The organism is Azospirillum sp. B506, assembly GCF_000333595.1.
In the GTDB taxonomy this organism is placed as follows: Bacteria; Pseudomonadota; Alphaproteobacteria; order Azospirillales; family Azospirillaceae; genus Azospirillum.
The window spans coordinates 1-11,138 of sequence record NZ_BADK01000674.1 but is presented as its reverse complement, the minus strand read 5'-3'; the positions used below and the strand labels follow the sequence as shown (position 1 = coordinate 11,138).

General features: G+C 65.4%; 12 protein-coding genes and 2 pseudogenes. 4 read left to right on the top strand and 10 right to left on the bottom strand.

The genetic code is table 11. The features are described from left to right. Positions 1-4 precede the first annotated feature (4 nt). From I71_RS20190 to I71_RS36220, 4 genes and pseudogenes are all read right to left on the bottom strand, one after another. A complete protein-coding gene (locus I71_RS20190; RefSeq protein WP_042697104.1) occupies positions 5-214 on the bottom strand; it encodes a hypothetical protein in 210 nt (69 codons plus the stop codon). Positions 215-529: 315 nt separating this feature from the next. After that, positions 530-892, bottom strand: a complete 363-nt coding sequence (locus tag I71_RS20185) for a hypothetical protein (RefSeq protein ID WP_042697102.1) — start codon at positions 890-892, stop codon at positions 530-532. A 32-nt stretch (positions 893-924) separates the two neighbouring features. Further along, positions 925-1,149 carry a hypothetical protein gene (locus I71_RS37610; RefSeq protein ID WP_148294300.1) on the bottom strand — a complete coding sequence of 75 codons (225 nt, stop codon included), beginning with the start codon at positions 1,147-1,149 and terminating at the stop codon, positions 925-927. A gap of 275 nt (positions 1,150-1,424) precedes the next feature. Further along, positions 1,425-1,655: pseudogene (locus tag I71_RS36220) on the bottom strand (ISAs1 family transposase); the annotation flags it as partial. Between the two features lie 377 nt (positions 1,656-2,032). On the opposite strand from I71_RS36220, the gene I71_RS20175 reads away from it, so the two are divergent. Then, a complete protein-coding gene (locus I71_RS20175) occupies positions 2,033-4,480 on the top strand; it encodes a membrane-bound PQQ-dependent dehydrogenase, glucose/quinate/shikimate family (RefSeq protein WP_083897279.1) in 2,448 nt (815 codons plus the stop codon). Positions 4,481-4,565: 85 nt separating this feature from the next. On the opposite strand, the gene I71_RS20170 is transcribed toward I71_RS20175, so the two are convergent. The 5 genes from I71_RS20170 to I71_RS20150 form a co-directional block, all read right to left on the bottom strand. Next, entirely contained in the window at positions 4,566-5,444 is an 879-nt protein-coding gene (locus tag I71_RS20170) for a 3-hydroxybutyryl-CoA dehydrogenase (RefSeq protein ID WP_042697092.1), read from the bottom strand. Between the two features lie 95 nt (positions 5,445-5,539). Further along, a complete protein-coding gene (locus I71_RS20165) occupies positions 5,540-6,481 on the bottom strand; it encodes an electron transfer flavoprotein subunit alpha/FixB family protein (RefSeq protein ID WP_042697089.1) in 942 nt (313 codons plus the stop codon). Positions 6,482-6,497: 16 nt separating this feature from the next. Continuing rightward, positions 6,498-7,247 carry an electron transfer flavoprotein subunit beta/FixA family protein gene (locus tag I71_RS20160; RefSeq protein WP_042697086.1) on the bottom strand — a complete coding sequence of 250 codons (750 nt, stop codon included), beginning with the start codon at positions 7,245-7,247 and terminating at the stop codon, positions 6,498-6,500. Between the two features lie 155 nt (positions 7,248-7,402). Beyond that, positions 7,403-7,972 (bottom strand): cob(I)yrinic acid a,c-diamide adenosyltransferase, encoded by a 570-nt coding sequence (locus tag I71_RS20155; protein WP_042697084.1) that lies wholly within the window; start codon positions 7,970-7,972, stop codon positions 7,403-7,405. Positions 7,973-7,981: 9 nt separating this feature from the next. Beyond that, positions 7,982-8,176 carry a twin transmembrane helix small protein gene (locus I71_RS20150; protein WP_042697082.1) on the bottom strand — a complete coding sequence of 65 codons (195 nt, stop codon included), beginning with the start codon at positions 8,174-8,176 and terminating at the stop codon, positions 7,982-7,984. Between the two features lie 200 nt (positions 8,177-8,376). Here I71_RS20150 and I71_RS20145 point away from each other — a divergent pair, with 200 nt between their 5' ends. After that, a complete protein-coding gene (locus I71_RS20145) occupies positions 8,377-9,846 on the top strand; it encodes a GH1 family beta-glucosidase (protein ID WP_042697107.1) in 1,470 nt (489 codons plus the stop codon). Between the two features lie 23 nt (positions 9,847-9,869). Continuing rightward, the gene (locus I71_RS20140; RefSeq protein WP_042697081.1) at positions 9,870-10,307 is read left to right on the top strand and encodes a hypothetical protein; all 438 of its coding nucleotides are present in this window, start codon (positions 9,870-9,872) and stop codon (positions 10,305-10,307) included. Positions 10,308-10,326: 19 nt separating this feature from the next. Here the strand turns inward: I71_RS20140 and I71_RS20135 are convergent, their stop codons facing one another. Further along, positions 10,327-10,629, bottom strand: a complete 303-nt coding sequence (locus I71_RS20135; protein ID WP_042697079.1) for a hypothetical protein — start codon at positions 10,627-10,629, stop codon at positions 10,327-10,329. A 274-nt stretch (positions 10,630-10,903) separates the two neighbouring features. On the opposite strand from I71_RS20135, the pseudogene I71_RS20130 reads away from it, so the two are divergent. Then, a pseudogene (locus I71_RS20130) lies at positions 10,904-11,138 on the top strand (peptidoglycan-binding protein); the annotation flags it as partial.

Genomic DNA, 11,138 nt, shown 5'->3' with positions numbered 1-11,138 from the left:
CGCCTCAGGCGACTGCCAGCACGTCCACATACATGTTGGCCGGGGCCGACAGGTGGATGCGGTACAGCATGCCGGACTGGTCGACGATGATGTCGGCGACCGGGTTCTTGGTGGACAGGTCGGTCACAGCGGCGCGGACATTGCGCGGCAGTTCGTCCAGCGCGACGTCGCGGTAACCGGACTTGTCGGAAAGCTTGATGGTCTTGTTGCCCATGATGGCAGCTGCTCTGTTCCAGAAGGCTTGAGAGGGGATACTCGTTCAGCCGCGGGACAATGGTCCCCGCCGGTTAACCGAGAGTTAAGCACCCCCTCAGGCTTTCCGATCCTCTGCGCAGGGCAGCAGCGCATGCGGCGCAGGGGCCGTGATCCGTGATGACGAGCCGGCAGGGTTGGGAATCACGGCACGGTTTGCCTCGCATGTTCCGAGATGGACATGGATCGATTTGGCAGATCTGACTGCCGTCCGGCCGAAAAATCCCTTTTCATCACCATTTGGATGCTGAATCAAATCGTCCACGTTAACCTATTGTTACCACAATCCTTGCCGCTTCAGCACCTCGATAAGAATGAAAGGAAAAACGAAGCCTCCAAGTATGAAGCTTACAAACGGCCTTTCACGGGTAAAATCGAGCCGATACCAATAAGTGGCGATTACCAGCCCGACGCCGTAGCCGATCCATTCCGATTTGGTGAAATAATTAACTATAGATGAAGTGAATGCCATGATTATGATCCATACCGGAACATGCAAGATGAACCATAATCCGCGACCGCGCATCGTGCTTTCATAGAGGGCTTGTCCGGCCGCTTCGCCCTGTTGCCTGGCTTTTTGGTCAAAATGATCGTTGAGCCGTTGTCCCGCTCTTTCAAGGTCTTTAAGGCTGTATCCCATTTTCTTTCCTTCTGTCTAATAGCCAAACGATATCAGGAAACGAACTTTCCATTATCGCGGTCATAAATTGCGGTCTGATGCGTTCCGTCCGGCGCTTCGAGCGAGACATACACATAGCGTGGACCGGGGTACTTAGGATTGCTGCAGGGATTCCAAGTGGCTTTGCAGCCATCCCCAACATCCATTTGCCCCGCCTCGCCGAGCGTTTGGTATACCCTGTTCTTAAATTGTGCTTTTAATCTCTCGATATTGGCCATTTGGATTCACCCTGAGTTTTTTATTTGATTGTGCCGGAAAAATATATCTGCCCGCAAAGGGGGGTATCTGTAACACTTGCATCTTTTTCAAGAACATAATGACAAAGATATATACTAAAGAGGGTTGTGGTGAATGTGCCCGACTTCCTGCTTCCTGTTCGCCGCCCTTTGGAATCCCAGAGCGTTCTCAGTGCCACAATCTCTCTTTTCTGGTTTTCATTATATTCATAAACATCCGTGGAGTGCAATGGAACGGCATTGGACAGCCAAGGGCATCGCATTTGGCCGAGGATGGATCTGGCGAACTCGTCGGAGCATCCTGAGCGTTTGCGGCATATGGAGATGTCTGGGCGGGCGCGGTTGAGGATGTTGAGGGCGAGCTTGTGCAGGGTGGCGAGGTTTTCCGGACCGTGATTCTTTCGGTTGCGCACGCGATCCTCCTCGACGATGACGTCGAGCATCCAGTGCAGCCCGTTCTCCGCCGACCAATGGGCGCGGGCGGTCTTTTCCTGGCAGTGCGTGGCGTCCGCGGTGATCAGATGGGCCTTGGGGGTCCAGAGTCCAGCGCGGCGCGGTCGGCCAGGCGCCCCTCCGCCACCCGGTAGTTGCGCGTGCAGAGGCCGCGATAGCGGGACTGCGGGCTTATCTTAACGAAATCCTTGCTCCAGGAATGGGGCGGTGCATGGGAGCATGGACGGCATCCGCATCCGCCTGTACGGATTTGGGGTGTCTCCGCCCTTCAACAAAAATCGTGCCGCTCCCGTTCCGAACCTTGCCGAAAGGGCAGCCCTGCGGAAGGAAAGGCGATAACTCCCAAGGAGCGACGCAACCTTGGCCGTGCCCGGCTGTTCGGTCCGAAAAGCTATCGGTCGAGGTGCGTGCCATGACACAGTCAGAACGAAGCGTCGCCCTCGGGGCGATGAACGGTGCCGCCCTCTGGGCGATGGTTAGCCTGTTGGCAATATTGGGGCTGGGCGCGCTGGGCGGCGGGCTGTGGCTGATCCTGCTGGGCGGGTCCTGGTACTACGCCATTGCCGGCCTGCTGTTCCTGGCCACTGCCGCGCTGCTGGCGAAGCGGTCGCCGGCGGCGCTTTCGATCTATGCGCTGCTGGTGATCGGCACGTTGATCTGGGCCCTGTGGGAGGTCGGGTTGGACTGGTGGCCGCTGTCGGCACGCGGCGACGTGATCGCCGTGGTCGGCGTCCTGCTGCTGCTGCCCTGGGTCACCCGCGGTCTCGGCGAGCGCGAACCGATGGCTGGCGAGCGGGCGCCGGGCGCCTATCCCGTCAGTGCCTTCCGCGGCAGCGGGATTCCGCTGACCGCCTCTCTGGTCATCGTGTTGCTGGTCGCCGTCGCGTCCTGGTTCACCGATCCGCACCGCATCGACGGGACGGTTCCGCCGCGCCAGCAGGCCGCGGCGGCGGGACCGGCGTCCGGCCCTGCCATCCCGGATGGCGAGTGGCAGGCCTATGGCCGCACCGGCTACGGCCAGCGCTATTCGCCGCTGACCGGCATCACGCCGGAGAATGTCGACAGGCTCCAGGTCGCCTGGAGCTATGAGACGGGCGACCGGCGCGGCCAGCCCGGCGACCCGAAGGAAACCACCTTCGAGGTAACGCCGCTGAAGATTGGCAACAGCCTGTTCCTCTGCTCGCCGCACCAGCATGTCATCGCGCTGGACGCGACCACCGGCAAGGAGGTCTGGCGCCGCGACCTGCAGATCGACCAGAAGCAACTGGCCCTGCAGCACCTGACCTGCCGCGGCCTGTCCTACCGCCCGGCGCCGCAGGCGGCGGCAAACGCGGCCGGTGGCGCCTGTGCCGCCAAGCTGTTCATGCCGACCGCCGACGGCCGCCTGGTGTCGCTGAACCCGGAGGACGGGTCGATCTGCACCGGCTTCGGTGAGAACGGGCAGGTCAATCTGTGGGCCAACATGCCGAATGTCCGACCCGGCGCCTATTATTCGACCTCGCCGCCGGTGGTCACCGCCAAGTTGATCGTCGTCGGTGGCACGGTGCTGGACAATGTTTCGACCAAGGAGCAGTCCGGCGTCGTCCGCGCCTTCGACGCCGACAGCGGCCGGCTGGTGTGGAACTGGGATTCGGCAAAGCCCGACCGGACCGCGCCGATTTCCGACGGCCAGACCTACACCGTCAACTCGCCCAACAGCTGGTCCATCGCCAGTGTGGACGAGGGGCTGGGCATGGTTTATCTGCCGCTGGGCAACCAGCCGCCCGACCAGTTCGGCGGCAACCGCAGCCCGGAAGTGGAGCGCTTCTCCTCCTCTGTCGTCGCGCTCGATCTGGCGACAGGGCAGGTGCGCTGGGTCTTCCAGACCGTGCATCACGACCTATGGGACTATGACGTGCCGGCGCAGCCCAGCCTGATCGACCTGACCGTCAATGGTCAGACCGTCCCGGCGCTGGTCCAGCCGACCAAGCAGGGCGAGCTGTTCGTGCTGGACCGCCGGACCGGCCAGCCGGTGCTGCCGGTGACCGAGAAGCCGGCGCCGCAGGGGGCCGCCGAGGGCGATCACAGCGCCCCGACCCAGCCGGTCTCGGCCCTGTCCTACGATCCGCCGCCGCTGACGGGTGCGGACATGTGGGGAGCGACGCTGTTCGACCAACTGGCCTGTCGCATCGCGCTGAAGCGCCTGCGCTATGACGGCCGCTTCACCCCGCCGTCGTTGCAGGGGTCGCTGATCTATCCCGGCAATTTCGGCGTGTTCAACTGGGGCAGCGTCGCGGTCGATCCCAAGCGCCAGATCGCCTTCACCACGCCGACCTATCTCGCCTTCGTCTCGCAGCTGGTGCCACGTAAGAACGACACTGACCTCTATGTCCAGGGCGGCGAGCGGCCCGAATTCAACCTGCCGGCGCTGAACGAGAATTTCGGCGCGCCCTATGCCGTGAAGCTCGCTCCCTTCGTCTCGGTGCTCGGCCTGCCCTGCCAGGCGCCACCCTGGGGCTATGTTGCCGCGGCCGACCTGACGACAGGCAAAATCGTCTGGAAGCACAAGAACGGCACCACCCGCGATGCAGCGCCGGTGCCGCTGCCCTTCCGCATGGGGGTGCCCAACCTGGGCGGCCCAGTCATGACCGCGGGGGGCGTCGCCTTCCTGTCCGGCACCATCGACTATTATGTGCGGGCCTACGACGTTTCCACCGGCAAGCAGTTGTGGGAAAGCCGACTGCCGGCCGGAGGTCAGGCGACGCCGATGACCTATCAGGGCGAGGACGGCCGGCAATATGTGCTGGTGGTCGCCGGCGGCCACGGTTCGCTGGGGACCAGGGGTGGCGATTCGGTGATCGCCTATGCGCTACCGAAGTGAGCGGTATTGGCGCTGATCTTTCCGACCCCTCCTCAACAAAAGAGCCCGCCCTGGTATGTCAGGGCGGGCTCTTTCCAAACGATCCTCAGCGCGTCGGCACCGGCGGCGTCTGCGAGTAGTCGTAGAAGCCGCGGCCGTATTTCTTGCCGATCCAGCCGGCCTCGACATACTTCACCAGCAGCGGGCAGGGGCGGTACTTGCTGTCGGCCAGCCCTTCGTACAGCACCTGCATCACCGCCAGACAGGTGTCCAGCCCGATGAAGTCGGCCAGTTCCAGCGGACCCATCGGATGGTTGGCGCCCAGCTTCAGCGCGGTGTCGATGGCCTCGACGCCGCCGACACCCTCATAGAGCGTGTAGACGGCCTCGTTGATCATCGGCAGCAGGATGCGGTTGACGATGAAGGCCGGGAAGTCCTCGGCCACCGCAGCGGTCTTGCCGATGGCGAGCGTCAGTTCCTTGATGGCCTCGAAGGTCGGCTCGTCGGTGGCGATGCCGCGGATCAGCTCGACCAGCTGCATCACCGGCACCGGGTTCATGAAATGCATGCCCATGAACTTGGCCGGACGGTCGGTCGCCGCCGCCAGACGGGTGATCGAGATCGACGAGGTGTTCGTCGCGATCAGCGCCTCCGGCTTCAGGTGCGGGACCAGCTTCTTCAGCAGGTCGCGCTTCAGCGCCTCGTTCTCGGTCGCGGCCTCGATCACCAGATCGGAGTCGCCGAAGATCGACAGGTCGGTGCCGGTGACGATGCGGCCCAGCGCCGCCGTCTTGTCCGCCTCGCTCAGCTTGCCCTTCTGGATCTGCCGGTCGAAGTTCCGGGTGATGCCGGCGAGCGACTTTTCCAGCGACGCTTCGCTGATGTCGGACAGGAAGACGTCGTAGCCGGCCTGGGCACAGACCTGGGCGATGCCGCTGCCCATCTGGCCGGCGCCGATGATGCCAATCTTCTTGATCGTGGTCATGGAGGCTGTCCCGCGAAGGATGTGGGTTGGTTGGTCCACCGCGTCTGTCACCGGTTTCGTCCGGTGACAGACGCGGCGATCCGGATCAGCGCGCCTTATCCAAGCTTTTCCGTCAGCTCCGGTACGGCCTTGAACAGGTCCGCGACGAGGCCGTAATCGGCGACCTGGAAGATGGGCGCTTCCTCATCCTTGTTGATCGCGACGATGACCTTGCTGTCCTTCATGCCGGCGAGATGCTGGATGGCACCCGAGATGCCGACGGCGATGTACAGCTCCGGCGCCACGATCTTGCCGGTTTGCCCGACCTGGTAATCGTTCGGCACGAACCCCGCGTCCACCGCGGCGCGCGACGCACCGACGGCGGCACCCAGCTTGTCTGCCAGCGCCTCCAGCAGCGGGAAGTTCTCGCCCGACTGCATGCCGCGGCCACCCGACACCACCACGCGGGCGGCGGTCAGCTCCGGCCGCTCCGACTTTGTCAGCTCGGCCGAGACGAAGCTCGACAGCCCGGTGGCACCGGCGCCAGACACCGTCTCGATGGCGGCCGAACCGCCGTCGGCAGCGGCGGTCTCGAAGGCGGTGGTGCGGACGGTGACGATTTTCACCGGGTCGGACGACTGCACGGTGGCAATCGCGTTGCCGGCATAGATCGGCCGCTCGAAGGTGTCGGCGGAGACCACCGCGGTGATGTCGGAGATGGCGGCGACGTCCAGCAGCGCCGCGACGCGCGGAGCCAAGTTCTTGCCGACCGAGGTGGCGCCGGCCAGCACATGGCCGTAGCCGCCACCGGTGACGGTGGACACCACCAGCGGGGCGACGTCCTCCGGCAGCTGGTGCTCGTAGGCGGCATCGTCGGCCAGCAGCACCTTGGCAACGCCGGCCACCTTGGCGGCGGCATCGGCAACGGCCTGCGCGCCCTTGCCGGCGACCAGGATATGGATCTCGCCCCCAATCTTGGTGGCGGCGGTGATGGCGTTCAGCGTGGCGGGCTTCAGCGAGGCGCCGTCGTGTTCCGCGATGACGAGAATGTTGGCCATGGTCAGTTCATCCCCCTCAGATCACGCGCGCTTCGGTCTTGAGCTTGTCGACCAGCGTGGCGACGTCCGGCACCTTGATGCCCGCCTGGCGCTTCGGCGGCTCCGCCACCTTCACCGTCTTCAGACGCGGCGTCACGTCGACGCCCAGGTTGTCCGGGGTGACAGTCTCCAGCGGCTTCTTCTTCGCCTTCATGATGTTCGGCAGGCTGGCGTAGCGCGGCTCGTTGAGGCGCAGGTCGGCGGTGACCACCGCCGGCAGCTTCAGCTCCACCGTTTCCAGCCCGCCGTCGATCTCGCGGGTGACCGCGATCTTGCCGTCAGTGGCAACGACCTTCGAGGCGAAGGTGCCCTGGCCCCAGCCGAGCAGCGCCGCCAGCATCTGGCCGGTCTGGTTGCAATCGTCGTCGATCGCCTGCTTGCCGAGGATGACGAGGCCGGGAGCCTCCTTCTCGACCAGGGCCTTCAGGACCTTGGCGACGGCCAGCGGTTCGGTCGTCACGTCGGTCTGCACCAGGATGGCACGGTCGGCACCCATGGCCAGCGCCGTGCGCAGCGTCTCCTGGGCCTGGGTCGGGCCGACGGAAACCACGACAATTTCGGTCGCCTTGCCGGCTTCCTTCAGGCGCACAGCCTCTTCGACGGCGATCTCGTCGAAGGGGTTCATGCTCATCTTCACGTTGGCGGTCTCGACGCCGCTGCCATCCGCCTTCACGCGGATCTTCACGTTGTAGTCGACCACTCGCTTAACGGGGACGAGGACTTTCATAACTCACCCTGGCTGCTGAGCGTGCGCCTTATTACGGCGAACACCGCGAAAATTGCTGTGGTTGCGAACGGACCATAGGATCTGGCAATACCACTGTCAATGACGCGCCCCATGCGCTTGACCGGTCGCGGGACCCGTCGGATGGCGGCCGTGGCTCAGCGGTTCGCGCCGGGCACCCACAGCACATCGTCCGCCCCGTTGCGGTTCACCACCCGGCTCAGCACGAACAGATGGTCCGACAGCCGGTTGACGTATTTCAGCGCGGCCGGGGTCACCGACTCGTGCCGGGCCAGATCGGTCATCAGCCGCTCCGCCCGGCGCACCACGGTGCGCGCCAGATGCAGATGGGCCGCGGCCGGAGAGCCGCCCGGCAGGATGAAGGAGGTCAGCGGCGCCAGATCGGCGTTCATCGCGTCGATCTCCGCCTCCAGCCGGTCGACCTGGGCCTGCACGATCCGCAGCGGCGGGTATTTCGGGGCCTCCTCCTCCGGCGTGCAGAGGTCGGCGCCCAGATCGAACAGGTCGTTCTGGATGCGGCCGAGCATGACGTCGGCATCCGGCCAGTCACGGGTGTGCAGGCGGGCCATGCCGATGACGGCGTTCGCCTCGTCCACCGTGCCATAGGCGGCAACACGGCGGTCGTGCTTCGGCACCCGGCTGCCGTCGCCCAGCGAGGTTTCGCCGGCGTCGCCGCCGCGCGTGTAGATCTTGGTCAGCTTTACCATGGAGAAGCGTCAGCCTTGGGTCAGGATGGCGAGGACGAACAGCAGCAGGGCGGCGCCCTGCAGCATCACGCGCAGCCGCATCGCCTTGTTGGAGCGGCGCGGATCTCCCCGTCCGCCGCGGGCCATGAAGAAGAGGCCGACGAACAGCGAGCCGACCACCGCCAGCATCGCCATGACCATCAGGATGGGGAAGACAGTTTGCATGGCCTCACTATATCCCAGCAGCCGGCCTGCGCCTATGGCGACGCTGGTCCTTTCTATTCGGCCGAGCCACCTCCGTTGGAATCGCCGGTTCGGGGAATCCCCCGGTTGCCAAAGCCGTTGGACTGCATACAGTGCGCGGCGACGGCTCCCCGTCATCGCGGTCGACGGCGGGGGCCGGAGGAAAATTGGAGAAGCAGGCGATGCAGCGGCGGACTTTCCTGACGACGGCCCTGAAGGCGACCGCGGTCACCGCGGCCGGCACCGGAGCCCTGGCGGCGCTGGGCCGACATGCCGTCCAGGCCGCTCCCGGCGCCGCCACCGGAGCGGCCACCCCGTCGGTCTCGTTCCCCGCGGACTTCCTGTGGGGCGTTTCCACCTCCAGCTACCAGATCGAAGGCGCCGTCGCCGAGGATGGGCGCGGCCCCAGCGTCTGGGACACCTACAGCCACTCCTTCGGGCGAATCGCCAACGGCGACACCGGCGACGTGGCCTGCGACCATTACCACCGCTATGCCGAGGATGTGGATCTGATGGCGCAGGCCGGTATGAAGGCCTACCGCTTCTCCATCGCCTGGCCGCGGGTGATGCCGCAGGGCACCGGGGCGGTGAACGCCAAGGGGCTGGATTTCTACGACCGGCTGACCGACACGCTGCTGGCGAAGGGGATCCAGCCCTGGCCCTGCCTGTTCCATTGGGACCTGCCGCAGGCGTTGCAGGACCGGGGCGGCTGGACCAACCGCGACATCGCCGGCTGGTTCACCGACTATGCGCTGGCGGTGACCGCCCGGCTGGGCGACCGCGCCAGGAACTGGGTGATGCTGAACGAGCCGTCGGTGGTCGCCATCTTCGGCCATGGCACCGGCGGGCATGCGCCGGGCCTGATCGGCCGCCAGAACTGCCTGAAGGCGATCCACCACCAGAATCTCGCCCAGGGCACCGCGCTGGCGGCGCTGCGCAAGGCCGGCGGCAGGGACTGGCGGCTGGGCACCGTGCTGTCGCTCCAGCCCTCCTGGCCGGTCGGCGGGCTCGACTCGAACTATCCCGCCTCGTTGATGTGGGATGCCCTGTGGAACCGCTCCTGCCTGGACCCGCTGTTCAAGGGGCGTTTTCCGGAGCAGCTGGAGACCGAGTTCTCCCGCATCGCCAAGCCCGACGATCTGACCCGCATCATGCAGCCGGTCGATTTCCTCGGCGTCAATTACTACAGCCGCATGCACCAGCAGCCTGATCCACAGGGGCTGTTCGGCACCGGTTACGGCTCGGCGCCCGAGGGCACGCGCAAGACCGGCATGGAATGGCCGGTGGAACCGGACGGGCTGAGCGAAATCCTGGCCGAACTTCAGGAGAAATACGGCAACCCGCCCGTCTATGTGACGGAGAACGGCGCCGACTATCCCGACACCGTCGGCCCGAGCGGCCGGGTGGAGGACCGCGACCGCATCGGCTATCTGCGCGACCATCTGCTGGCCGCCGCCAAGTCGATCGACGAGGGCTGCAACCTCAAGGGCTATATGGCCTGGACCCTGCTGGACAATTTCGAATGGTCGGAGGGCTACCGCCGCCATTTCGGTCTGGTCCAGGTCGACCGCAAGACAATGGCCCGCAAGCCGAAGGCCAGCTACGACTGGTATGCCTCGGTCATCCGCAACAACGCGGTTCCGCTGGCCTGAGCAAAGGCGTTAAACTGCCGGCCATGCCGACCCCCCGCCCGCCCCAGCCGACCCGCTTCGCCATCCAGAAGGCGCGTGGCAAGGGCTGGAAGACGCTGGAGGTGGGGGAGGAGCTCGGTCATGCCAAGGCGCGCTTCGACCGGATGGTCGGCGTCAATCCGCGGGCCTATTTCCGGCTGATCCAGCTCGATTACAACGCGGACTCCGCCTATGAGGGGATGGAGTTCAACTGGACGCTGATCGAGCTGTACGACCCCACCAAGGGGCCGGCCCCAGGACAGAGCGGAGGCGGTCGCATCCGGCCGGCGCCGAAGCCGGGCGCGGCGGTTCGGCGCAAGCCGGCCGACAAGCGCAGGCCGGCCGAAGCGGTCGCCCTGCCGATGCGCGTCTATCTGGCGGTTATCCTGATCGGCACGCTGGCGGGTGTCCTGGCTTACCTGTACCTCGCCGGCGGGCGGTGAATGGACGGGCGGGATGGCGTCATTCCGCCGTATAGCCCTTGCGCCGCATGCACTGCGCGAAGATTTCCTTGCGATAGCCAAACTGCGGCGTTTCCGGCAGCGGGCGCTGGGGATAGCCGCGCAGGCGCATTGTGGTGTCCACCTGCTCGGTGCACTCGTCATAGGCGACGGTCGGCACGTCCGGGCTGGCGGTCCACTCGCGGTAGGACGGCTGGCTGCCGCATCCGGACAGCAGGGCCACGGTCGAAAGGGCGGCCGACAGGACAGCCTGCCTTGGCAGGGCCGGCAGGAGTGGCGGACGTGCGGTGTCGGTCCCGGTCATGGCGTGCGCCTCGCTCCTTTTTCGCCCCCGATTTGACGCTACCACGTCCGGCCCTTTCCGATCCATTTTCGCGCACCATTTCCGGGAACGCGCCTTTTCGGCAACGCTGCGCGGTTGACAAGGCAGAGGCTCAAAAATCGCCGCCGGAAATAGGACGCAATCTGGTAACACGATCCTGGTTTCCCGCGATTAGCGGGGGGCCCTGGTCCCCGCCCGGCGGGGGAGTGTCGTGGCTCTGAAGTCGGTCTGACGTCACGGACGAAAGGGAGAGGCGATGTCTGGGATTTCGCGGCGGGTGCATGGTGGCGCCGCGCTGGCGGCTGTCGCGGTGGTGGTGTCGGCTCTGACGGTGGGAGCGCCCGGTTCGGCCTGGGCGGAGGCATCGGTCGCCGACATCCAATGGGCGCAGACCATCCTGAAGGACAAGGGGTACAACATCGGCGGCCGGGCCAAGGGCCAGATGACGCCGGAAACCCGCTCGGCCCTCAGCGCCATCAGAAGTCGGTCGC